This is a genomic window from Salarchaeum sp. III, from assembly GCF_036418315.1.
GTDB lineage: Archaea > Halobacteriota > Halobacteria > Halobacteriales > Halobacteriaceae > Salarchaeum.
In genome coordinates this window covers 13,118-34,958 of sequence record NZ_JAZHPG010000012.1, presented here as the reverse complement: position 1 = coordinate 34,958, position 21,841 = coordinate 13,118, and the positions used below count along the sequence as shown (strand labels likewise).

The 21,841-nt window shown below is 66.4% G+C and carries 22 protein-coding genes and 1 tRNA gene; 11 read left to right on the top strand and 12 right to left on the bottom strand.

Annotated features, from left to right (window positions below):
• Positions 1-68 precede the first annotated feature (68 nt).
• The gene (locus U3A55_RS01325; protein ID WP_330989716.1) at positions 69-983 is read right to left on the bottom strand and encodes an FKBP-type peptidyl-prolyl cis-trans isomerase; all 915 of its coding nucleotides are present in this window, start codon (positions 981-983) and stop codon (positions 69-71) included.
• 48 nt (positions 984-1,031) lie between these two features.
• A complete protein-coding gene (locus U3A55_RS01320) occupies positions 1,032-1,220 on the bottom strand; it encodes a DUF7511 domain-containing protein (RefSeq protein ID WP_330989715.1) in 189 nt (62 codons plus the stop codon).
• Between the two features lie 113 nt (positions 1,221-1,333).
• On the opposite strand from U3A55_RS01320, the gene cyaB reads away from it, so the two are divergent.
• Entirely contained in the window at positions 1,334-1,900 is a 567-nt protein-coding gene (cyaB, locus tag U3A55_RS01315; RefSeq protein WP_330989714.1) for a class IV adenylate cyclase, read from the top strand.
• 69 nt (positions 1,901-1,969) lie between these two features.
• The gene (locus U3A55_RS01310; protein ID WP_330989713.1) at positions 1,970-3,175 is read left to right on the top strand and encodes a methionine adenosyltransferase; all 1,206 of its coding nucleotides are present in this window, start codon (positions 1,970-1,972) and stop codon (positions 3,173-3,175) included.
• On the opposite strand, the gene U3A55_RS01305 is transcribed toward U3A55_RS01310, so the two are convergent.
• Genes U3A55_RS01305 through U3A55_RS01295 form a run of 3 tightly spaced genes read right to left on the bottom strand, consistent with a single transcriptional unit; the run spans position 3,172 to position 5,662 of the window.
• The gene (locus U3A55_RS01305; RefSeq protein WP_330989712.1) at positions 3,172-3,969 is read right to left on the bottom strand and encodes a DNA replication complex subunit Gins51; all 798 of its coding nucleotides are present in this window, start codon (positions 3,967-3,969) and stop codon (positions 3,172-3,174) included. The genes U3A55_RS01310 and U3A55_RS01305 overlap by 4 nt on opposite strands.
• Positions 3,966-5,141: a DNA primase small subunit PriS gene (gene priS / locus U3A55_RS01300; protein WP_330989711.1), complete on the bottom strand. Its 1,176-nt coding sequence runs from the start codon at positions 5,139-5,141 to the stop codon at positions 3,966-3,968. Before priS ends, U3A55_RS01305 begins: the two co-directional genes overlap by 4 nt.
• Before the next feature lie 41 nt (positions 5,142-5,182).
• Complete coding sequence (locus U3A55_RS01295) at positions 5,183-5,662, bottom strand: GNAT family N-acetyltransferase (protein WP_330989710.1); 480 nt, start codon at positions 5,660-5,662, stop codon at positions 5,183-5,185.
• 86 nt (positions 5,663-5,748) lie between these two features.
• On the opposite strand from U3A55_RS01295, the gene U3A55_RS01290 reads away from it, so the two are divergent.
• Genes U3A55_RS01290 through U3A55_RS01275 form a run of 4 tightly spaced genes read left to right on the top strand, consistent with a single transcriptional unit; the run spans position 5,749 to position 10,908 of the window.
• Positions 5,749-6,501, top strand: coding sequence for a DUF502 domain-containing protein (locus U3A55_RS01290; RefSeq protein ID WP_330989709.1), 753 nt, complete (start codon positions 5,749-5,751; stop codon positions 6,499-6,501).
• The gene (locus tag U3A55_RS01285) at positions 6,502-6,909 is read left to right on the top strand and encodes an archease (protein WP_330989708.1); all 408 of its coding nucleotides are present in this window, start codon (positions 6,502-6,504) and stop codon (positions 6,907-6,909) included. It begins immediately after the preceding gene.
• Positions 6,910-6,952: 43 nt separating this feature from the next.
• The gene (locus tag U3A55_RS01280) at positions 6,953-7,975 is read left to right on the top strand and encodes a DoxX family protein (RefSeq protein WP_330989707.1); all 1,023 of its coding nucleotides are present in this window, start codon (positions 6,953-6,955) and stop codon (positions 7,973-7,975) included.
• A 38-nt stretch (positions 7,976-8,013) separates the two neighbouring features.
• Positions 8,014-10,908: an RtcB family protein gene (locus U3A55_RS01275; RefSeq protein ID WP_330989706.1), complete on the top strand. Its 2,895-nt coding sequence runs from the start codon at positions 8,014-8,016 to the stop codon at positions 10,906-10,908.
• Here the strand turns inward: U3A55_RS01275 and U3A55_RS01270 are convergent.
• Positions 10,898-11,245, bottom strand: a complete 348-nt coding sequence (locus tag U3A55_RS01270; RefSeq protein ID WP_330989705.1) for a hypothetical protein — start codon at positions 11,243-11,245, stop codon at positions 10,898-10,900. The genes U3A55_RS01275 and U3A55_RS01270 overlap by 11 nt on opposite strands.
• Positions 11,246-11,304: 59 nt before the next feature.
• Between U3A55_RS01270 and U3A55_RS01265 the strand changes: the two genes are divergently transcribed.
• Positions 11,305-12,159, top strand: coding sequence for a translation initiation factor eIF-2B (locus U3A55_RS01265; RefSeq protein WP_330989704.1), 855 nt, complete (start codon positions 11,305-11,307; stop codon positions 12,157-12,159).
• 316 nt (positions 12,160-12,475) lie between these two features.
• Here U3A55_RS01265 and U3A55_RS01260 read toward each other — a convergent pair whose 3' ends face one another.
• The 5 genes from U3A55_RS01260 to U3A55_RS01240 are packed head-to-tail and all read right to left on the bottom strand — an operon-like array spanning position 12,476 to position 17,020.
• Entirely contained in the window at positions 12,476-14,305 is a 1,830-nt protein-coding gene (locus tag U3A55_RS01260; protein WP_330989703.1) for an FAD-binding protein, read from the bottom strand.
• 3 nt (positions 14,306-14,308) lie between these two features.
• Positions 14,309-15,151, bottom strand: coding sequence for a succinate dehydrogenase/fumarate reductase iron-sulfur subunit (locus tag U3A55_RS01255; RefSeq protein ID WP_330989702.1), 843 nt, complete (start codon positions 15,149-15,151; stop codon positions 14,309-14,311).
• Positions 15,148-15,519 (bottom strand): succinate dehydrogenase hydrophobic membrane anchor subunit, encoded by a 372-nt coding sequence (locus tag U3A55_RS01250; RefSeq protein ID WP_330989701.1) that lies wholly within the window; start codon positions 15,517-15,519, stop codon positions 15,148-15,150. The genes U3A55_RS01255 and U3A55_RS01250 overlap by 4 nt, the downstream gene beginning before the upstream one ends.
• Position 15,520: 1 nt before the next feature.
• On the bottom strand, positions 15,521-15,946 hold the full coding sequence (gene sdhC, locus U3A55_RS01245; protein WP_330989700.1) for a succinate dehydrogenase, cytochrome b556 subunit: 426 nt from the start codon (positions 15,944-15,946) through the stop codon (positions 15,521-15,523).
• A gap of 51 nt (positions 15,947-15,997) precedes the next feature.
• Positions 15,998-17,020 carry a succinylglutamate desuccinylase/aspartoacylase family protein gene (locus U3A55_RS01240; RefSeq protein ID WP_330989699.1) on the bottom strand — a complete coding sequence of 341 codons (1,023 nt, stop codon included), beginning with the start codon at positions 17,018-17,020 and terminating at the stop codon, positions 15,998-16,000.
• Between the two features lie 87 nt (positions 17,021-17,107).
• Between U3A55_RS01240 and U3A55_RS01235 the strand changes: the two genes are divergently transcribed.
• Complete coding sequence (locus U3A55_RS01235; protein ID WP_442978250.1) at positions 17,108-18,451, top strand: putative ATP-dependent zinc protease; 1,344 nt, start codon at positions 17,108-17,110, stop codon at positions 18,449-18,451.
• Here the strand turns inward: U3A55_RS01235 and U3A55_RS01230 are convergent, their stop codons facing one another.
• A complete protein-coding gene (locus U3A55_RS01230) occupies positions 18,452-19,024 on the bottom strand; it encodes a DNA-3-methyladenine glycosylase family protein (protein ID WP_330989697.1) in 573 nt (190 codons plus the stop codon). It abuts the gene before it with no gap.
• 124 nt (positions 19,025-19,148) lie between these two features.
• Between U3A55_RS01230 and U3A55_RS01225 the strand changes: the two genes are divergently transcribed.
• The 3 genes from U3A55_RS01225 (at position 19,149) to U3A55_RS01215 (ending at position 21,827) form a co-directional block, all read left to right on the top strand.
• Positions 19,149-21,119 carry a 3-hydroxyacyl-CoA dehydrogenase/enoyl-CoA hydratase family protein gene (locus tag U3A55_RS01225; RefSeq protein WP_330989696.1) on the top strand — a complete coding sequence of 657 codons (1,971 nt, stop codon included), beginning with the start codon at positions 19,149-19,151 and terminating at the stop codon, positions 21,117-21,119.
• Between the two features lie 60 nt (positions 21,120-21,179).
• Positions 21,180-21,641 (top strand): hypothetical protein, encoded by a 462-nt coding sequence (locus U3A55_RS01220; protein ID WP_330989695.1) that lies wholly within the window; start codon positions 21,180-21,182, stop codon positions 21,639-21,641.
• Between the two features lie 111 nt (positions 21,642-21,752).
• A tRNA-Glu gene (locus U3A55_RS01215) sits at positions 21,753-21,827 on the top strand.
• Positions 21,828-21,841: the final 14 nt, after the last annotated feature.

Genomic DNA, 21,841 nt, shown 5'->3' with positions numbered 1-21,841 from the left:
GAAGCGCGACCTACTCGCGCCTCACTACCGTTCAGCGCTCGTTCGTCCAGCGAAGCCTTCGGCTTCGCTTACTCCTCGAGCTCTTCGGCTTCGAGCTCTTCCGCGATTTCGTCGGCGTCGACGTCGGCGTCCTCGAGCGCGTCCTCGATGTCGCCGAGGTCCTCGCCGCCGGCGCCGCCGCCCATCATGCCGCCCATGCCGCCCATCATACCGCCCATGCCGGAGCCGTCGATGACTTCCTGGACGATGACGCGGTCGATGTCGAGCTGGTCGATGACCTGCTGGAGGATCTGCTGTTTACCCATCATCCACTGCTGATTGAACTGGAGCTGGGGGTTCTGGTCGATGTAGAGCGTCTCCTTCTCGACCGTCTCCGTTTCGGTCTCGCCCTCCTCGGTCTCGACTTCCTCCTCGACCTCGTCCGTTTCGAGGTGCATGTCGAGGTCCACGTCGAAGTACATCGAGAGCAAGCCCTGCGCCTTCTCCAGGCGGTCCGTGACCTCGCCGAGAATCTCGTAGTCGTACTCGACGTCCTGGCCGGCGAGCGCGTGGTTGAAGTCGACGCGGGCGCGGCCGCCGACGATGGTTTCGACGTGGCCGTGCTCGCCGTCGATGTCGACGTGCGCGCCGGGGTACCGGGAGTCCTCGGGGATCTTGTCCGACTTCACGGTACGGACCTGCTCCTCGTCGTACTCGCCGAACGGCTGGTCGACAACGACGCTACCCTCGTCGCCGACTTCCTTGCCGACGATGTCCTCTTCGACGGGTTCGAAGATGTGGCCTTCGCCGAGGATGATGGTTCGGGGGGCGAACTCCTGTTCTTCGGTGTCGACTCCCTCCTCCTCCGCGACTTCCTCGTCGGTCGTGTCGACGAGTTCGCCGCCCTCGACGGTGCGGGCGGTGTAGGCGAGTTTGATGAAGTCGCCTTCCTGCAGTCCTTCAGCGGATTCGTCGGCCGTGTCGGCCTCAGGTTCGTCGCTCATACCCCAATGGACTGCCGTTCCATCCTTAAGAAGCACGGTTCCGGTGCGCTACCGGTAGTCGTCGAGCGGGCGGAGGACGGACGCATTCACCGTGAGCCAGGCGGTCGTTCGCTCGTCGTCGCTGGCGTCGACGGGCGAGAGCGTGCAACGCGCGCGTCCGTCCGTCGAACGTACCGTTTGTGCCCGTAGCGGGGGAATCGCGTCACCGGTACCGGCGGGTCGCGTGGAATGAGTCACGACACCTGAGGGAGGCGATGGAACGGGCAAGAAGCCTGCTATGTGCCGCGTATAGGTCTCCGGAGCCGTCCGGAGTCGGCAGGCTTTCGGCGGGCCGGCCGCGAGGAACGCCCATGTACGAGGTCGAGGTGAAGGTGACGGCGGACCACGAGCGCGTGCGGCGCGAACTCAACGAGAGGGACGCGGACGCTGGACGGACAGTGGTGCAGGAGGACACGTACTTCGACGCGCCCCACCGCGATTTCGCGGAGACGGACGAGGCGCTCCGCGTGCGCGAGCAGGCGACCGTCCGCGAGGGCGAGTCGCCGACGGACGCACTGGACGGTGCTGACTCCCGCGTGACGTACAAGGGGCCGCTCGTGGACGAGGAGTCGAAGACACGGGAGGAGCACGAGACGGGGGTCGAGTCGGGTACGGAGCTGCGCGCGGTGCTCGACGGCCTCGGGTTCGCGGAGGCGGCGCGCGTGCGGAAGGTCCGGTCGTACTACGGGTACGAGGACGTGACGGTGACGCTGGACGACGTGACCGACCTCGGAGAGTACGTCGAGGTCGAACTCGAAGTCGAACGGGAGGCGGACATCCCGGATGCCCGGGCGCGGGCGTACGACGCGCTCCGCGACCTCGGCCTCGACCCGGACGACCAGATTCGGACCTCCTACCTCGGCCTCCTCCTCGAATAACTACCAGGCATATTCGATGGGTCGGTCGTTTCCGCAAGTTATAGAAACGGCTGCCGGGTATCTCAGGTAATGACAGAGCGCAATATTCGCGTCCAGCCTATCGACCGGGACGCGGTCGAGGACGAAGAAGTCGAAATCGTGGAGCGAAAGGGCCTCGGCCATCCCGACTCCATCTGTGACGGTATCGCCGAGCGCGTCTCCCAGGCGCTCGCACAGGCCTATCTCGACCGCGTCGGCAAAGTCCTGCACTACAACACGGACGAAACCCAGCTCGTCGCCGGCAACGCCGCGCCCGCGTTCGGCGGCGGCGAAGTCATCGAACCCATCTACGTCCTCATCGTCGGCCGCGCCACAAAGGAGTACGACGGCCAGCACATCCCCGTGGACGCCATCGCGCTGGACGCCGCGCGCGACTACCTCCGCGAGACACTGCCCGCCCTCGACCTCGAAACCGACGTCATCGTGGACGTAAAAATCGGTGAAGGCTCCGGCGACCTCCAGACAGTCTTCGGCGAGGAAGGCAAAGCCGTGCCGATGGCGAACGACACGAGCTTCGGCGTCGGCCACGCCCCGCTTACCGAGACCGAGACGCTCGTCCATCAGACCGAGTACCGGCTCAACACCGAGTACCACGACGAGAACCCCGCCATCGGGCAGGACGTGAAAGTGATGGGGAAACGCGAGAACGACCAGATAGACCTCACCGTCGCCGCGGCGTTGGTGGACGAACACGTCCCCGACATGGAGGCGTACAAGAACGAAGTCGAGGACATCCGCGAGTACGTCGAATCGCTCGCCGCGGAACACACCGACCGCGACGTGACCGTCCACGTCAACACCGCCGACGACTACGAGGACGGCTCCATCTACCTCACGACCACGGGCACGAGCGCCGAACAGGGCGACGACGGCTCCGTCGGCCGTGGAAACCGCGCGAACGGCCTCATCACGCCGAACCGCTCGATGAGCATGGAAGCCACCTCCGGGAAGAACCCCGTGAACCACATCGGGAAGATTTACAACCTCCTCTCCACCGAAATCGCGCACGACGTGGTGCACGAAGTCGACGGTATCCGCGACCTCCGCATCCGCCTCCTGAGTCAGATCGGCCGCCCCATCGACGAACCGCACGTCGCGGACGCCCACCTCGTCACCACCGACGACACGGACATCGAGGAAATCGAGGAAGAAGTCCGCGAGCGCATCGACCACCACCTCGAACACGTCACCGACATCACCGAGCGCGTCATCGAGGGCGAACTGACGACGTTCTAGAGTTCTTCCGCGGCGTCCTTCTCCACGAGCGGTTTCGCGTTCTCCTCGGGCAGCACCACTACGTCCTCGGCCTCGAGCGAGTACTGGCGTTCGTCCACGCCGAGCACGTCACCCACGTCCCGCGTGATGCGGACGGTCGTCCGCTCCGCCCCCGCCTCGTCGCCCTCCTCGTCGGACGCGCGCGATGTCGAGACAGCCGCGTCGTCCACGGCTGCCGGCTCCTCGGCTCCGTCGAGGCCGCCGCCCATCGCGGCCGCGGCACTCGACTCGTCCCGCGCCGAATCGGGCGGCGCGACGGCGTCGTCGGCCGGTTCGGAAAGCTCGCCCGGTTCGGGGTTCGCGTGCGCCGCGTCGATCGGGTCGGGTTCGGCGTCGTCGTCACCGGTCGCCTCCGCCCCGGGTTCGACCTCGCCAGCGAGCACGTCGAGGACGTGCGACTTGTTCTCCTCGATGCGCGCGACGAGGTCCTCGTACAGCCGGCGCTCCTCGTTCGTCAACCCGTCCGTGTCGCCGGTCATGCCCGCGGCCGCGAGACTCGCTTGCTTCACGAGCTTCCCCATCCGACGCTCGTAGATGGCTTCCGCCACCTGCTCCGCCGTCTCTATCTCGTCGGTGAGCGTTTGCACCTCCTCCGAGGAAAAGGGGTCGTCCGCCTCGGCGGCAGCCCGCTCGCGCGCGTCCTTTCGCTCCTGAATGTAGTCCGCGACCTCCTCGTAGAAGGAGGCGCGGAGGTCCTGAAGGCTGTCCGAGGAACGTTCGCGCGAGCGCACCGCGCGGAGGTCTTCTAAGTTCATTCTTCGCCTTTCTCCGCCCACCCGCGGGCCATCAGGAAGATGCCCGCGTACTCCGGTAGCGATACCACGCCCGGCTCCACACTAAACGTTTCGCCGAGCAGGGAGAACTCGTACTCCCGCGTCGGCTCGACCGTGATGTCGTGGCCGACGAACGTCTCGGGGACGGCGTCCACGACCGGGTCGAAGTCGTCCAGTTCCTCGCGGGACAGTCGCTGCACGACGAGGCCGCTCCCGCCGTGGAGCGTCCCCGGGAACCGAATCAGGCGGTGCGTGTCGGTCGTCACGGGCTCGTCGATTGCGGCCTGTTGTTCCTCCACCGTCTCCGCGATGAGAGCCCGCGCGAGCGTCAGGAACGCCGGATGCACGTCCACGTTCCCGCGCTTGACCTCCGCCGTGTTGTTCTGCACGACGTTGTAGATGGCCTGCGCGGACTTCTCGCCGATGCCGTCGAACGTCTGCAACCGATAGACGGCCTCGTCCTCGTCGAGTTCGAGGAGGTCGTCCACGAACGCGCCGATGTGGTCGACCGCGCGCCGCCCCCACCCGCCGTCGGTCGGCAGCGTGCGCTTCGTCGTCGGGTTCTTCAGACCGACGCCGCTCACCGTCTCCTCCCGGACGAGCGACTCGAGTTCGAGGCCGTTCCCGAGCACGTAATCCACGACCTCGCGGCGCTGCTCGCGCTCCAACCCCCTGATGTCGGGGTCGCGAACGTGAACGTGGTAGCCGCGCCCACCAGAGAAGACGAGTCCGAGGTCATCGAACCCGAAGTCGCGGTCAAGGAAGTCGAGGAGGCGGTAGAGCGCGTCCTTACACTTCGCGAGCATCTCGCTATACGAGTCCTCGCCGAGCGTCACGTTCGGCAAGTGGTCGGCGTCTAAATCGAAAACGAGGTCGGACTCCCGCCACGTCTTCGCGTCCATCGAACTCGCGCTCGGTTCGTCGTAGTAGCCCGCGGAGAAGTAGACGTGGCGCGGGCGCTCCCGGCGCGCGAACTCGTCGAGGTCGCCGAGGTCGAGCAGGGACTTATGCCGGACCATCGTCGTGTCCGGGCCGGACGTCCACGGGATGTACCCCCACTCGCGGTCGTCCGCGCCCGGCGGCGGCGACAGACTCACGTTCCGGTAGTAATCCCGGAACCGCCCCCGCAGGTAGGCTCGCGTCCGCTCCTCCATGCTTCTCGAACCCTACCGCGGCCGCGGTAAAAGACGTGTCGTTACCGCCGGAGGAACTCGCTGAGCTTGTCCCGGAACTTCCCGCGCTCCCCGAGCCGGAGGTAGTACGCCGTGCCGCCGTCCTCGTAGTAGTTCTCGATACGGCGCTCCACCTCGAACCCGAGGTGTTTGTAGAACGCGAGCGCGTTCTCGTTCGACGCGCGAGCGTGACACGACACAGTCTCCGCGTCCTCCGCGACCGCCGCCACCAGTCGCTCCCCGAACCCCTCGCCGCGATAGTCCGGAGAGACCGCGAGGAAGAGGATGTAGCCGTCCCGTCGCGCAGCTGCGAACCCGACGAGCGTGTCGTCACCCGCGACGTACGCGTACACGGTCGCGCGCTCGTAGGCGTCCGCGAAGAACCGCCACCGCTGCTTCAGGAGGGATTCGTCCTCCCGAATCCCCTCCTTCAACGCCCAGGCCTCCTGGAGGTAGTCGTCGTCCCCCCGCGGAACCACGCGCTTCTCGACAGTGACGCTCACTACCCACGCGTATGCCGTAGTCGAATATAATTCCACCGTCCCCCTGCCGCAATCCTTTCGGCACCCCCCGGCGTTGAACCGGACACATGTCGGCCGACTCAATGCCGCCGCCGGACCGCGTCCAAGAAGCGGGAGAGACTGTCTACGCGAAGGTCCGCGAGGCCGCGCTCACCGGCGTCGCCGTCATCGTTCCACTCCTCATCACGCTCTACGTCCTTTCCGCCGCCATCGGCGTGTTCGAAGACCTCCTGCAGCCAGTCCGCGACGCGATGCAGGAAGCGAACGTCGCCCCGTTCGCGTCCGAACTCCTCATCGAACTCACCGCAGTCCTCCTGCTCGTCGCCGTCATCTTCGTCGTCGGGTTCACCGCCTCATTCTCCTACGGCCAGAAAGCCATCGCGTACTTCGACAAACTCGTCGAACGCGTCCCCGGCATCGGCGCGGTCTACAAGAGCTTCCGGCAGATGAGCGACGTGATGCTCGAATCCGACGCGAACAACTTCCAGGAGGTGAAAATCGTCGAGTACCCCCACGAGGGCACGTACACGCTCGGGTTCGAAACAACGCGCACCCCGAAACCGCTGCGGAACGCCGTCGGCGACGACACCCTCCGTACGCTCTTCCTCCCGCTCGCCCCGAACCCCGTGATGGGCGGGTTCCTCGCGCACATCCCCGAAGACCGCGTCATGGACGTGGACATGACCGTCGAGGAGGGGATGCGCGCCGTCGTCACCACGGGCGTCGCCGTCGCCGGCGACGACACCGACGGCCTCTCCCGGGAGGAACTCTCCCGCCTCACCGGAAGCGACATGGCGGACGCGCTCTCAGACGACGAGTAGATGTACGAACTCCGCGAGCACACCGCCGACATCGCCGTCGAAGCCGAAGGCGCCACGCTCGGCGAGACGTTCGCCGCCGCCGCGGACGGCATGGCGGCCGCAATGTGCGAAACCATCCCCGGCGGCGGCGACCGCTTCGATGTCGCGGAGACCGCGGACTCCCGGGAGCGACTGCTCTACGACTACCTCGACCGCCTCATCTACGAGCGCGACGTGCGCGGCGTCCTCCCGGTCGACAACACCGCGACCGTCACCGAAACCGACGGCGGCTACCGGCTCACCGGGAGCGCGCGCGGCATCCCCCTCGCGGACGTACACGCCCGCGACCTCAAAGCAGTCACGTACTCCGAGATGGCCATCGAGGAGACCGACGACGGCTGGCGGGCGTACGTCGTCTTCGACGTCTGACGCCGCGACCAGACTTTTAGCCGAGCGGCCTGACGATTGGCGTATGCAGCGCCTCGCGACCGCCCCCGCTCACGTCGAGTACGTCGTCGACGGCGCGCCGAGCGTCCGCGCGATACAGTTCCTCGTGGACGTACTCTCTAACCCCACGAACGCCGCGTTACTCGGCATCGGCGCACTCAGCGTCCTCGCCGCGATGGCCGGCTACCTCCGCTACCGACCCGTGCAGTCCGACGTGCAGGCTCTCCGGGACGCGCTCACCGACTACGAGGCGTTCCTCCCGTGGATGCTCCGACTCGCCGTCGGACTACCGCTCGTCGGCGCCGGGTTCGCCGGCTACTTCTTCAGCCCCAGTGTCGCCGCCCCCACACGCATCTTCCAGGTCGCCATCGGCTTCCTCCTGCTGTTCGGGCTCGCCACCCGTGCCGTCGCCGCAGTCGGTCTCGCGGGCTACCTCGTCGGCCTCGCCGTCCACCCCAGTCTCGTCCTCGCGAGCGAGTACGTCGGCGGCTTCCTCGCCCTACTCCTCGTCGGGAGCGGTCGGCCGAGCGCCGACCACCTCCTCCACCGCGTCGCGGACGCTCCCAACACCACGTTCGGCCGAATCGACCCCGTTCACGGCGCCGTAAGCTGGTTCAACGAAGCAATCGAACCCTACCGACAGTACACGCCCGTCGTCCTCCGCCTCGGCCTCGGCATCAACTTCAGTATCCTCGGCTTCTGGGAGAAACTCGCAAACCCTGGGCCCGCGCTCGCAGTCGTCGAGAAGTACGACCTCACCACCGTCGTCCCGGTTGACCCCGGCCTGTGGGTGGTCGGCGCCGGACTCACCGAACTCGCCATCGGCGTCCTCCTCCTCGCCGGCCTGTTCACGCGCGCCACCGCCGCCGTCGGATTCGTCGTCCTCACCACCACCCTGTTCGGCCTGCCCGACGACCCCGTTCTCGCACACGTCACGCTCTTCGGGATGACCAGCGCGCTGTTCGTCCTCGGCGCCGGTCCCTACTCGATAGACGCGTACATCCACGACCGCGGCGCGCCCGACGAAACCCCCGCGCACGACGTCTAGGACGAAACGTATTCTTCCGTCCCGCCCCACCGAACGATATGACCACGTTCGACGCCGACGGCGTCACCCTCGAACGCGTCCGCGAACACGTCTGGGAACTCCCCCAGGAGGACGGCATGACTACGCCCGCCCGCGTGCTCGCCAGCGAATCGCTCCTCGAACACATCAAGGACGACGACACGCTCGAACAGATAGCGAACGTCACCCACCTCCCGGGCGTCGTCAAGCACGCGCTCTGCATGCCCGACGGCCACCAGGGCTACGGCTTCCCCGTCGGCGGCGTCGCCGCGATGGACGCCGAAAACGGCTGCATCAGCCCCGGCGGCGTCGGATTCGACATCAACTGCCTCTCCGGAGACGCGGAGGTATCCCTTCCCTTCGGACGGTATCGACCGATTCGTAGACTGGACGAGGAATTCGAGAACCGACGCGTCAGCGTCGTCGCGGAGGACGGAACTGAGGTCGCAGCCGACGTCCACCTCTTCACGGAGACCTCGCGCGAAACGGTCTACGAAGTAACGACCGCGACCGGAGACACCGTCGAGGCGACGAGCGACCACCCGTTCGTCACGCCCAACGGGAAGGTCGAACTCGACAATCTCGAGGAAGGCGATATGATTCGACTAAATCCGTTCGAGGGACTGCCCGACGAGACCCCGCCGGAGTTCACGGTGCTCGACGCGAGCGACTTCGCCGACGAAGACCCACAGCTCGTTCGTGTGCTCGAAGATCGCGACCTCCTCCCCCTGAAGTCGACGGATGACGCGTTTCATCGCCTCCTCAAGCTCGTCGGCTACCACACCGGAGACGGGTCGTTCAGCGGAACCCAGACGTGGTTCTACGCGAACCCGGAAGACCTCGAATCGATCCGAACCGACATCGAATCCATCGGCTTCACGCCATCACGCGTGTACGAACGCGATCGTGAGCACAGCGTCGGCGGAAGCGAGTTCGAGGCGACCGAGTACAGCGTCCGATCGACATCGAACGCGTTCAAGCAACTGCTCGTTCGGCTCGGCGCACCGACCAGTCGAAAAGTCGAGTCCGCGTTCACGACTCCCGACTACCTCGATAGGCTCGCAGACTGGCAGAAAGCCCTCTACCTCTCGGCGTTCTTCGGGGCGGAAATGAGCACCCCGGACACCGTCTCCGCGAAGAACTTCTACGCGCCGTCGGTCTCGCACAACCGCATCGCAGAGCGAGAAGACGCGGGCGAGGCGTTCATGCGTGATCTCATGCGGCACCTGAACGATATCGGGGTTCGAACGAACGCGCTCGAGATCGTCGAGCGCGGCGAGAACGCGACCCACGAGACAGTTCGATTCCGGTTCGGCGTGTCGAGCGAATCCGAGAACCTCGTGCGGTTCCTCACGACGATCGGCTACCGATACAACGCCGAGAAGCGTCGTCGGTCGGCGCTCACCGCACAGTACCTCAAGCGAAAGGAACGCCACATCGATGCCCGCGCTCGCGTTGCGGCGGACGCACGCGCGATGGCAGACGGTGGTGTCTCCCCCTCCGAGGTGAAAGACGCGTTCGACAGCGTGAACGACAGATTCATCGAACGCAGCATCTACGGTGAGCGCGCCGAACGACCGCGTCCCGCGAGCGACTTCCCCGACTTCGACGAGTACGCTGACCGAACGGCGCTCCACGGGGACGGCGTCGTCGACGTGGAAATCGAATCCATCGACAAACTCGGAACGAAGCCCGTGTACGACATCGGTGTCGACCACGACGCGCACACGTTCGTCGCGAACGGGTTCGTCGTCTCGAACTGCGGCGTCCGGATGGTGAAGACAAACCTCACTTACGAGGACGTGCAGGGACGTGAAGAAGAACTCGTGGACGCGCTGTTCGACGCCGTCCCCACGGGACTCGGTGGCGGTGGCGTCGTGGACTCCAGTCACAGCGCGGTCGAGGGAATTCTGGAGGACGGGATGGAGTGGGCGCTCCGGGAAGGCTACGCCGTCCCCGGCGACCTCGAACACTGCGAGGACGAGGGGCGGCGGCCGGACGCCGACCCGAGCGCGGTGAGTCAGAAGGCGAAGGACCGCGGCGCGAACCAGATCGGGAGTCTCGGGTCGGGAAACCACTTCCTCGAAGTCCAGCGCGTCACCGACATCTTCCGAGCGGACGTGGCGGACTCGTACGGACTCGAAGAAGACCAAATCGTCGTGCTCATTCACTGCGGGTCGCGCGGCCTCGGCCATCAGGTGTGTTCTGACTACCTGCGGCGCATCGAGGACGAACACCCGGACTTCCTCGACAGCCTCCCGGACAAGAACCTCGCAGCCGCGCCCGCGGACTCCGAGCTCGCGGACGAGTACTACGGCGCGATGTGCGCCGCCATCAACTTCGCGTGGGTGAACCGTCAGCTCATCATGCACCAAACCCGTCAGGTGTTCGCGGACGTGTTCGACACGTCGTGGGAGGCCCTCGAGATGGACCTGCTCTACGACGTGGCGCACAACATCGCGAAGCGGGAGACACACACCGTCGACGGCGAGGAGCGAGACCTCTACGTCCACCGAAAGGGCGCGACGCGCGCGTTCCCCGCGGGCCGCGAGGAAGTCCCGCCCGCCTACCGCGATGTCGGGCAGCCCGTCATCATCCCGGGAAGCATGGGCGCGGGGAGCTACGTGCTCCGCGGCGGCGCGGACTCCCTCGACGTGACGTTCGGCTCCACCGCACACGGCGCTGGCCGTCTGATGAGCCGCACCCGCGCGAAACAGCAGTTCGACGCGGCCGACGTGCAATCGGGCCTCGAAGAGCACGACCGCATCTACGTGAAAGCGCAGAGCGGCGAAACCATCGCCGAGGAGGCGCCCGGCGTCTACAAGGACGTGGACGAAGTCATCCGCGTCTCCGACGACCTCGGTATCGGCGACAAGGTCGCGCGGACGTTCCCCGTCTGCAACATCAAGGGGTAGGGCCGCCCGGCCCCCGCGGGCCGCGTGGCTCGCTCGACCCGACGTTGAGTTCCACGTACTCCGACGTGGGTTCCGACTCGATCTCCCGTCCCTCGTCGTGCCGGACGAAGTTCAGGTAGAACGGCTCCCCGCAGCCGTCCGCACTCCACTCGACGCCGTCGCTCTCCCCGCAGACGAATCGCACGCCGTCCGCGTCCGCGTGCGGGAGCGCGGTCGGCGACTCGTACGACCAGCCTTCGAGCGGATACGGCGTCACGGACTTATCGGCGAGGTAGGCGTCTCGCTCGACGGTCGCGAGCGTCTCGCAGCGCGGACAGTAGTACGTCACGTCGGCCATACTCGACAGTGGGACTGCGGGGCGAAACGCATTTCCCCCGCGGCGGCGACGCCCCGAGTATGATAGACGAGACCGCCGAGGAACTTCGGGAGATGCGAACGCACTCCTCCTCGGTCGTCGCCGTGAAGGCCGCGCGGGCGCTCCGCGAGCTCGACGACCAGGAGTTCCCGACTGTGGAAGAGTACGTGCGGGCGCTGGAGCGGAACAGTCGCGCGCTCCGGCGCGCCAGCCCCTCGCACGCGAGTCTCGTCACGACGCAGCGCGAGATCGTGAACGCGGTCCGGAACGCGGACCCCGAATCAGTCGAGGTCGCGAAGGCCGAGACGAGCGCGGCGGTCGACCGCGTGGTCGAACGCGTCGAATCCGCGAAGCACGCGGCCGCGGAGCACGTCGCCGAGACGCTCGATGACGGTGCGACCATCCTGACGCACGACTACTCAACCACCGTCCTGGAGGCCATCGAACTCGCGGCGGAGGGCGGCGCGTACCTCGACGTGTACGTGACCGAAGCGCGTCCGCGACACCTCGGGCGGAAGGCCGCACGCGTGCTCGCCGAGATTGACCGCGTCAGTCCGACGCTCATCGTGGACGGCGCCGCGGGCTACTACCTCGACGACTGCGACGAAGTCGTCGTCGGGATGGACTGCATCGTGGACGACACGCTCTACAATCGCGTCGGCACGTACCCGCTCTGCGCGACCGCGAACGACACGGACACGCCCGTCACGGTGGCGGGGTCGAGCGCGAAAATCGTCAACGGCGAGGGGTTCCGGTTCGAGAACGAGTTCCGCACCGCCAGCGAAGTCATCCGCGAACCTCCTGAGGGGTTCGAGGTCGCGAACCCCTCGTACGACGAGACGCCGACCCGTCTCCTCGACCGCGTCGTCACCGAGGACGGCGTACAGACGTTCTAGGGCGAACACGAGGACTCCTGCGAGCGCGCCGGTCGTCCCCGAATTTCGCGAGTCCGGCACGCCCCGCCAGTCAGGACATACCGACCGCTGGCCGCGCTATCGTACTTGAACGCTCGGAGTACGAGTTACTGCGAAGTGAGAAGAAGGTTCGCGGCGCGGCGCGACGCGCCGCGATTCACTCGCTCGCGGAGCGAGCGTTTTTATCGCCAGAACGCTGCGCGTTCTGGCTGTATAGCGAGAAGCGTTGCTTCTCGCGAATAGTGGAGGTTTTTACTCAAGCGGTCGCCTCCGGCGACCCGCTGAGTAAAAAAGTCCGTTAGTAGGAGCGTTCTTTCGGCTCGTAGGTCTTCCCTTCTCCTTCGAGGAGGACGGGGCGGTACCAGAGGTCGGGCTGGCCGTCGTTCCAGGAGACCATGGTGTGTTTGAGCCACTCGTCGTCCTTGCGTTCCTGGTGTTCCTTGCGCCAGTGAGCGCCGCGGAACTCGTCGCGGGCGAGCGCGCCCATCGTCAGGGCTTCCGCGATATCCAGGATGTTCCGGGTTTCGAGAGTGTGCTGGAGGTCGGTGTTGAACGTCCGGGATTTGTCCGCGACGTACACGTCGTCGTAGCGTTCGCGGGCGTCACGGATGTCGTGGAGGGCGTCCTGAAGCGCGCCTTTCTCCCGGAAGACGTTGACGTTCGCGGTCATCGTCTTCTGGATGTCGGAGCGGATTTCGGCGTGCTGGGTGCCCTCGTCCTTTTCGAGGAGGCGAGTGATGCGTTCGTCCTCGCGTTCGACCGCGTCGTTCACCACCGTCTCGGGGTCAGCGGCGGCGAGGCCGCCGTCGGCAGCGGCGTCGTCGTCGCTCACGGTTCCGAGGGAAGCGGTGGTGTCGAGGTCTTCGAGGTCGGGGTTCGCGGGGCGTCCCGTCTGAATCTTGGGTTCGCCGAAGTCGCGGCCGGCGGCGTGCGAGCCGGCGCGCTTCCCGAACACGATGAGTTCGGGGAGCGCGTTCCCGCCGAGGCGGTTCCCGCCGTGCACGCTCACGCACGCACATTCGCCGACGGCGTACAGGCCGTCGATGCACGTCTGGCCGTGCTCGTTTGTCTCGATGCCACCCATGGCGTAGTGGTGGCCGGGCTTGACCGGCATCGGTTCTTCGAGGCCGTCGACGCCCTCGAAGTCCTCCGCGAGGTGGAGGATGTTTTCGAGTCGGTCGAGGATGCGTTCTTCGCCGAGGTGACGCATGTCGAGCATCACGTACTCGTCCTCGAACCCGCGGCCCTCGTTCACTTCCGTGAGTTCGGCGCGCGCGACCACGTCGCGGCTGGCGAGTTCGCCGTCGTTGGTCGCGTACCCGTACTCGAACATGAAGCGTTCGCCCTCCGTGTTGTAGAGGATGCCGCCCTCGCCGCGCACGCCCTCACTGATGAGAACGCCCGTCGAGGGGAGCGTCGTCGGGTGGAACTGGATGAACTCCATGTCCTCCATCGGAACGCCCGCGCGGTACGCCATCGCGACGCCGTCGCCGGTGTTCGCGACCGCGTTCGTGGTGTGGTCGAACACCTGCCCCATCCCGCCGGTCGCGAGGATGACGCCGTCGTTCGCGCGGAAGCCCGCGAGTTCGCCGGTCTGCACGTCGTAGCCGACGATGCCGTGGCAGCTGCGTTCGTTCGGGTCGTCCTCGTCCGTGACGGCGACGTTCGTGACGTACCACTCGTCGTACACCTCGATGCCGCGCTTGACGACCTGTTCGTAGAGCGTGTGGAGGAGGTGGTGACCGGTCTCCGCGCCCGCGTACGTGGTGCGGGGGAAGGAGAGGCCGCCGAACGGCCGCTGGCTGACGCGGCCGTCGTCCTCCCGACTGAACGGCATCCCCCAGTTTTCGAGTTCAATGACGTTCTCAGGCGCGTCCTGCGCGAGCGTTTCGACGGCGGGGGCGTCACCGAGGTAATCCGACCCCTTCATCGTGTCGTACGCGTGGTCCTGCCACGAGTCGCCGTTCCGCAGCGCCGCGTTGATACCGCCCTCGGCCGCGCCCGTGTGGGAGCGAACCGGGTGGAGTTTCGTGACGAGCGCCACGTCCGCGCCTTCCTCGTGCGCCGCGATGGCCGCACGGAGTCCGGCGCCGCCTGCACCGACTACGAGTACGTCGTGTTCGTACATGATTTACCAGAATTTGAGATTGCTCTTCACGGCCTCCCGCTTGAGCTCTTGGATGTGTTCCGTGAGCGGGATGTCCTTCGGACAGACCGTGGTACAGGAGAACTGAGTCTGGCAGCGCCAGACGCCGTGTTCCTGTTCGATGATTTCGAGGCGTTCCTGCTGGCGGTCCTCTCCCTCTCGGTCGTCGAAGTAGAACCGGTAAGCTTTGTTGATGGCCGCGGGACCGAGGTACTCGTTGTCGCCAGCGGCGATGTTACAGGAGGACATGCACGCGCCACACCAGATGCAGCGCGTGCTCATCTTGATTTTCTCCCGGTTCTCGCGGGACTGGAGCTGCTCGCCCTCGGGTTCCTCGTTCGGGTCGAAGTAGGGTTCGACGGACTCCATCTGGTCGTAGAAGTGCTCCATCTCCACGACGAGGTCCTTCACCACGTCGGCGTGCGGGAGCGGCTCCACGCGGACCGTGTCCGAGTTGTTGAGGTCCTGAATCTGGGTCTGACAGCCGAGGCGCTGGCTGCCGTTGATGAACAGGGCGTCCGACCCGCAGACCGCCTGCCGGCAGGAGTGCCGGAACGTCAGGCTGGAATCGAAGTGGTCGCGCGCGTGCATCAGCGCGTCCAGCACGGTCATCCCCTGTTTTCGCGGGACGTGGAACGTGTCGAAGCGCGGTTCCTGTTTGTCCGCGATTTCGGGGTCGTACCGGAAGACCTTCAGTTCGACCGTGTCCTCCGCCGTCTCGGTGGCGGAGGATTCGGTTTCCTTCGCGCGTTCTTCCTTCCGTTCGAGGCGTTCCGCCTGCGGGTCCGTCTCCGACTCCGTCTGCGTGTCCGGTGATTGCGTGCTCATAGTAGACTACCTCCGGCGAGTGCGAACGAGACGCGGAGTCCCTGCACGAACAGGGCGACGCCCGCGACGATCAGCACCCACTTCGCGACGCGCTTCGGCGTGCCGCTGATTCCCTGATTGACGAGCGCGTTGTAGACGCCGTTGACGCCGTGGAACGTCGCTGTTCCGAGGAACAACACCATCGTCAGCCAGTACGCCGGTACCTCCATCCGCCCCATGCTGCCCGCGAACGTGATTTCGGGCGCGTGGTTGTAGAAGTGCAGGAGGAAGAAGTGGAACGCGAGCGTCACCACGAGGAACGCCGCGGTGACTCGCTGCAGGAACCACGCAAGACCGCCGCGATTGAATGAGGAGTAACGTTCTGCCATGCTAGAATGCCCCCGAGAGGAAGGTCGGCACGCTCGCCACGACGATAGCGCCAGTGAGGACGAGCGAGGCGTAGAAGCTCTTGTCTTGCTGTTCGAGTCCGAGTCCGAGGTCCACGAGGAGCAGGCGGATGCCGTTCAGGATGTGGAAGACGGCGACCGCGAGCAATCCGACCTCGAGGAACCGGACGATGACGATGCTTTCGAGGCCGTGAAGCGTCTGGGTGTAGACGTCCTCGCCGTTCGCGATGACCGCGGCGGACGCGTCTGCCGCCGGAATCGCGGTGCTGAGAACGGAGATGTGCGTGAACAGGTACGCGATGAGTACCCATCCCGTGAACTTATGAAACACCCAGGCCCACATGCCGGCCGAGAACTCCCGCCATCGGCCGAAGTCCTCGATGAGGCCCCGGTCGTACGACTGACTCATACCACGTGAACCTCTGGACCCGCTCCACATAGAAGTTACTAACCCCGCATCCTACGCGGGGCGTTCGGGCATCGTGCCGGAGCGGTCGCGTTCGTACGCGCGCCGGGTTCGTTCGTCGAGTTCGACGAGGTGGCAGAGCGGGTTCCCGGGGTAGACGACCGGGTTTTCGAGGAGGCCGACGAGCAGGCCGGTGAAGGGCGCGGCGACCTCGTCCCGCGTGGACTTGAACGGGTTCGTGATGGTGCAGACGGTGTCGCCCTCGCGAACGAGGTCGCCGTGTTCGTAGTGGGTTTCGACGATTCCGCCGGCGTCCGCGCGCAGCCACGTCTTCTCGCCCGATTCGATGACGGTCCGCCAGCCCGGCCAGTCGACGGGGTCGGCGGGGTGGAGGCCGTACTGGGCGAGCACGCTCGCGACGCCGTCGAGCGCTTCGTCGATGAACCGCCGCTGGAACCGGTGGGCTTCCCCCATCTCGACCGTGATGGTGGGGGCGCCGGCGTCGCTCGCTTCCCGGCGGAGCGTCCCCTCGGGGCCGGTGCTGTCGATGATGACGTTCGACCCGAACGCCCGCGCGAGCGCCGCGACGTCCTGGGTTCCCATGTCCGCGCGAACGTGCAGCATGTTCGACCGGCCGCGCGTCGAGGTGTGGAAGTCGACGCCGTAGTCGCAGGGTTCGACGAAGTTCGTGAACAGCTGGTGCGCCATCCGTTTCGCGCTCGTCGAGGTGTCGTCGCCGGGGAACGAGCGGTTGAGGTCGCGGTCGTAGACGGGGAGGTAGCGCTGCTGGGCGATGAACCCGGGGACGTTCACGACGGGCAGGCAGACGAGCGTGCCGTGGAGGTTGTCGTGCGGCCAGTCCTGCGCGACCTCCCGCACGACCTCGATGCCGTTCAGTTCGTCGCCGTGAACCGCGGCTGAGAGGAACACTGTCGGCCCGTCGTGGGGGCCGTTCACTATCGTAACCGGGACGCGGACGGGGTCGCCGAGGTACGTCTCGCTGATGCTGTACCTGATGTCGGCGGTCTCCCCCGGGTCGACCCGGCCGCCGTTGTACGTGAACGCCCCGTCTGTCATTACGTGACCTGGGCGCTCGACGCGTAAAAGCGTGTGCTGGCGGGCGAACCGGGTGGATGCGGCACGTCTTTAGCCCGCGCCCGAGTCATCTCACGTATGACTGATTCGGTACACGTGGGGGTTCTGAGCTTGCACACCTCGAAGGAGACGAAAGCCATCCTGAACGCGGTGGAGGACCTCGGCCACGAGGGGACGTGGTTGCGCGAGGAGACGCTGTCCGTGGACGTGCGGGACGGCTCGGTGACGCTGGAGCCGGACGTCGACGTGGTCGTGAACCGTCTCCTCCTCTCGAACACGGAGCAGCCGGCGGAACTGCTCGGGCTGGCGCACACGCTGGAGGGCGTGACGCCGATGCTGAACGAGCCGTCGAGCGTCCTGACGGCGTTCCACAAGTACGCGACCGCCACCCACCTCACTGCCGCCGGCCTCCGCGTTCCGGACGCGTTCCTCTCGCTGTCCGCGGACCGATTGAACGAGGAGCGCCCGCGGTTCGGGGAGGAGGCAGTGTTCAAGACCGCAATCGGGACGCACGGCGGCGGCACGTGGAAGGTCGGACGCGAGGAGGACGTGAACCCGCGCGTGGGCGAGCGGTACGCGTTCCTCCAGGAGCTCATCGACCGCGACGAGGACCGGCACCGCGACCTCCGCGTGTACGTCGTGGACGGCGAGGTGGTCGCGTCGATGCGGCGGTTCGCGCCCGAGAACGACTGGCGGACGAACGTCGCGCTCGGCGGGGAGGTGGAGGGGGTTACAGACCTCCCCGCGGACGCCGAATCGCTCGCGCGGGACGCGGCGACGACGCTCGGCCTCGACATGGCGGGCGTCGACCTCGTGGAGGGTGAGGACGGCTGGTACGTCCTCGAAGTCAACCCCACCGCGGGGTTCAAGGGCCTGTTCAAGGCGACCGGGACGAGTCCCGCCCCCGATATCGCGCGGCTCGCGGTCCAGCGAGCGGGCGGACGCGTGAACGACGCCGACGTCGAACAGTTGCGCGGGCGGTTCGACACCACGATGCCGTCCGGCGCGCCGCGAACGCCGAGCCAGCCGGCGGAGCAGCGCGTCATCGGGTACACGGAGGAAGTCCTCGTCTCGGGGACGAGCGGCACCGAGCGCACGCTCGCGAAGTCCGACACGGGCGCCTCACGCACCAGTCTCGACACGACGCTCGCCGCGAAAATCGGCGCCGGCCCCATCAAGCGCATGACGAAGGTGAAGTCGGGCAGCCTGAAACAGGGGAAGGCGCGGCCCGTCGTGGACATCGTCGTGAGCGTGAACGGCGACCGCCACACCGTCGCGGCGAGCCTCGAGGACCGCGGCCACATGGACTACCCGCTCCTGCTCGGCCGGGACATCCTCGAGCACTACCAGGTGGACGTGACCCGAGTGACGGACAGAGAGGAGGCCGAGGAGGAGGAGCTGAGCGAGGAGTAGCTAGTCCTGTTCGCGCCAGAGGTAGAGGGTCGCGTAACTCCGGTACGGACTCCAGCGCTCGGCGCGTTCGCGCATCTCAGCGCGCGTCATCTCCTCGTCGAAGACGGTCTGCATTCCCTTTCGAATCCCCAAATCGCCGACGGGGAAGACGTCCTCGCGGCCGAGCGCGAACAGGAGTTGCATGTCCGCGGTCCACTCGCCGACGCCCGTAATCGAAGTGAGTTCCGCGCGCACGTCGTCGTCGCTCATCCCGGCGAAGAACTCCCGGCTGTAGTCGTTCTCGGCGAACGCTCCGGCGATTTCGTTCACGTACCGCGTCTTCTGCCGTGAGAGACCGGCGTCCCGCAGCAGGTCGTCGTCAGCCTCCAGAACGCCTTCCGGGGTGACCTCGACTGCGTCGAAGAGGCGTTCGCGGGTCGCGGCCGCCGACGCCATGGACACTTGCTGACGGATGACCGAAGTGACGAACCGCGCGAAGAAGTCCTCAGCGGGCTCGATGGTGAGTTCGCCGTGCGTCTCGACCAGCGGCCCGAGATGGGGGTCGTCGCGGAGGAATTCGTGGGGGTCGCTCATACCCGTGGAAGGGCGGGGACGAGAATAGGCGTTACGTCACCCGTGAAAACCCGTGTAAACCCGCGAATCGTTCACGTCGGGCGGGAGGGAAACCTTCAATCGGCGTCCGTGTGAGTCCTCGAATATGGACATCGAAGACATCGACACCATCGCGGTGCTCGGCGCCGGAAGCATGGGCCACGGCATCGCGGAAGTCGCCGCGCTCGCGGGGTACGACGTGAACCTCCGAGACATCAAGGAGGAGTTCGTGCAGAACGGCTACGAGCAGATCGAGTGGAGCCTCGATAAGCTCGCCGACAGCGGTCAGATAACCGAGGACGAGGCCGAGAGCACGCTCGACCGCGTAACTCCGGTCGTCGACATGGAGGAAGCGACGGGTGACGCGGACTTCGTCGTGGAGGCCGTCCCCGAGAAGATGGACATCAAGAAGAACGTCTACCGGGAGCTTGAGGACCACGCGCCCGAGGACGCGGTGTTCGCGACGAACACCTCCTCGCTCTCCATCACGGAGCTCTCCGAGGTGACGGAGCGGCCCGCGCGCTTCTGCGGAATGCACTTCTTCAACCCCCCGATTCGGATGCAGCTCGTGGAAGTCATCTCCGGCGAGCACACCGACGACGAAGTGCTCGACCTGACCGAGGACCTCGCGCGCGAGTTCGGGAAGACGCCCGTTCGCGTCCGGAAGGACAGCCCGGGGTTCATCGTGAACCGCGTGCTCGTCCCGCTGCTCAACGAGGCCGCGTGGACCGTCCACGAGGAGGACGCGACCATCGCCGAGGTCGACAGCACGACCAAGTACGACATGGGCCTCCCGATGGGGTCGTTCGAGCTCGCGGATCAGGTCGGCATCGACGTGGCGCTCGACGTGCTCGAGTACATGAACGAGGTGCTCGGCGCGGCGTACGAGCCGTGCCCGCTCCTCGTGGAGAAGGTTGAGGCGGACGAACTCGGGAAGAAGTCCGGGCAGGGGTTCTACGACTACGAGGACGGCGGCGCTGACGTGCCGACCGACGAGTCCTCAGAGGACGTGCGCCTCCGGCTCACCGCCGTGATGGCGAACGAGGTCGCGAAGCTCGTCGGGAACGACGTGGCCGACCCCGCGGAAATCGACGAGGCCGTGATGCTCGGCGCGGGCTTCCCGGACGGCCCCGCCCGCCTCGCCGACGACACTGGGCTCGCGACGCTCCGAGACACGCTCGACGACCTCCACGAGGAAACGGGCGCGGAGCGCTACGCGCCCGCGGACTACCTCGTCGAACTCGCCGATACGGCGGAGAGCTTCCACCCCGAGCACGGCGGTGAGGAGACCGAGCAGGACTTCGACACCATCAGCATCGAAGTGACGGAGAACGTCGGACGCATCACGCTCGACCGCCCGCACCGCATGAACACCGTGAACGAGGCCTTGCTGGACGAACTCGGCACCGCCATCGACGTGCTGGACGACGACGAGGACGCGCGCGCCATCCTCATCACGGGCGCGGGCGACCAGGCGTTCAGCGCCGGCGCGGACGTGCAGTCCATGGCCGGGAGCGCCGACCCGCTCGACGCCGTCGAACTCTCCCGGCTCGGCCAGTCCACGTTCGGCAAACTCGAACGCGTCGACCTCCCCGTCGTCGCCGGCATCGACGGCTACTGTCTCGGCGGCGGCATGGAGATGGCGACCTGCGCCGACCTCCGCGTCGCCAGCCAGCGAAGCGAGTTCGGCCAGCCCGAACACAACCTCGGCCTGCTCCCCGGCTGGGGCGGCACCCAGCGGTTGAAGAACATCGTCGGCGAGGGCCGCGCGAAGGAAATTATCTTCACCGCCGACCGCTACGAGGCCGACGAGATGGAGTCCTACGGCTTCGTGAACGAGGTCACGCAGAACGACAGCCTCGAAGACGAGGCGTTCGACCTCGCTCGCGACCTCGCGCAGGGCCCGCCGCTCGCGCAGAAGTACACGAAGCGCGCGATGCGCGCCGGCCGCGACAGCACGGAAGCCGGCCTCGAAGCCGAGGCGCAGGCGTTCGGCCAGCTCATGAACACCGACGACCTCATGGAGGGCGTCACCGCGTTCATGGGCGACCGCGACCCCGACTTCCAGGGCAAATAGCGCTAACGAACGGGTTGACCGCCCGAAGACACTTACCACGCGTCCGCCGACTTCTGTTCGATGGCGGACATCCGACGCGTGGCGGTCGTTCTCCTCGTGGTGCTCGCCGCTGGCAGCCTCGTCGCGGTCTCGACGACCGGCGAGAGCGGCGTCGCGTTCGCCGAGCAGGCGGACGACCCACCCGCGGACCGCACCACGAACGTCTCCTCGCTCCCCGCGGACGCTCGCGATAGCGTCCACACGGTCATCGACCACGGCCCCGTCGACGTGCGGGAGTGGACGATTTCGGTCGCGGGCGTCGAGCGCGTCTCGGTCGTCCGCATCGACGGCGAGTACCACTTCGGCTCGCTCGACACCCACCTCGGGAAGACCATGTTCGTCCGCACCGAGAACGGCACCACGTACCAGATATTCCGACAATTCGAGGGGCGGTCGACAGCGGGCGGTGGGTTCCTGCTGGCAACCGTCTTTCTCGCTGCCGCCGGACTCGTCTGGTACACCGGACGGGACGCCACCGACTAAGCCGATTTCGGGACGCGCCCAGCTGCGGGGGGCGGAGCGTGGTTCCGTCTTCCATACTCGACGCGATTAGAGAGATTTAAGAGTGCGTATCCACTCACTCAGAATGCGAACGCTCGATTGGTGTAGTCCGGCCAATCATGAGGGCCTTTCGAGCCCCCGACAGGGGTTCAAATCCCCTATCGAGCATTTTCAAAGACCAA

Coding starts and splice junctions, on each gene's coding strand:
- U3A55_RS01250 (WP_330989701.1), bottom strand. CDS start 15,519: ATGGCAGAACGTTACTCCTCATTCAATCGCGGCGGTCTTGCGTGGTTC.
- U3A55_RS01225 (WP_330989696.1), top strand. CDS start 19,149: ATGGACATCGAAGACATCGACACCATCGCGGTGCTCGGCGCCGGAAGC.
- U3A55_RS01280 (WP_330989707.1), top strand. CDS start 6,953: ATGCAGCGCCTCGCGACCGCCCCCGCTCACGTCGAGTACGTCGTCGAC.
- priS (WP_330989711.1), bottom strand. CDS start 5,141: ATGGAGGAGCGGACGCGAGCCTACCTGCGGGGGCGGTTCCGGGATTAC.
- U3A55_RS01285 (WP_330989708.1), top strand. CDS start 6,502: ATGTACGAACTCCGCGAGCACACCGCCGACATCGCCGTCGAAGCCGAA.
- U3A55_RS01265 (WP_330989704.1), top strand. CDS start 11,305: ATGATAGACGAGACCGCCGAGGAACTTCGGGAGATGCGAACGCACTCC.
- U3A55_RS01270 (WP_330989705.1), bottom strand. CDS start 11,245: ATGGCCGACGTGACGTACTACTGTCCGCGCTGCGAGACGCTCGCGACC.
- U3A55_RS01305 (WP_330989712.1), bottom strand. CDS start 3,969: ATGAACTTAGAAGACCTCCGCGCGGTGCGCTCGCGCGAACGTTCCTCG.
- U3A55_RS01275 (WP_330989706.1), top strand. CDS start 8,014: ATGACCACGTTCGACGCCGACGGCGTCACCCTCGAACGCGTCCGCGAA.
- U3A55_RS01310 (WP_330989713.1), top strand. CDS start 1,970: ATGACAGAGCGCAATATTCGCGTCCAGCCTATCGACCGGGACGCGGTC.
- U3A55_RS01290 (WP_330989709.1), top strand. CDS start 5,749: ATGTCGGCCGACTCAATGCCGCCGCCGGACCGCGTCCAAGAAGCGGGA.
- U3A55_RS01325 (WP_330989716.1), bottom strand. CDS start 983: ATGAGCGACGAACCTGAGGCCGACACGGCCGACGAATCCGCTGAAGGA.
- U3A55_RS01255 (WP_330989702.1), bottom strand. CDS start 15,151: ATGAGCACGCAATCACCGGACACGCAGACGGAGTCGGAGACGGACCCG.
- sdhC (WP_330989700.1), bottom strand. CDS start 15,946: ATGAGTCAGTCGTACGACCGGGGCCTCATCGAGGACTTCGGCCGATGG.
- U3A55_RS01220 (WP_330989695.1), top strand. CDS start 21,180: ATGGCGGACATCCGACGCGTGGCGGTCGTTCTCCTCGTGGTGCTCGCC.
- U3A55_RS01240 (WP_330989699.1), bottom strand. CDS start 17,020: ATGACAGACGGGGCGTTCACGTACAACGGCGGCCGGGTCGACCCGGGG.
- U3A55_RS01260 (WP_330989703.1), bottom strand. CDS start 14,305: ATGTACGAACACGACGTACTCGTAGTCGGTGCAGGCGGCGCCGGACTC.
- U3A55_RS01230 (WP_330989697.1), bottom strand. CDS start 19,024: ATGAGCGACCCCCACGAATTCCTCCGCGACGACCCCCATCTCGGGCCG.
- cyaB (WP_330989714.1), top strand. CDS start 1,334: ATGTACGAGGTCGAGGTGAAGGTGACGGCGGACCACGAGCGCGTGCGG.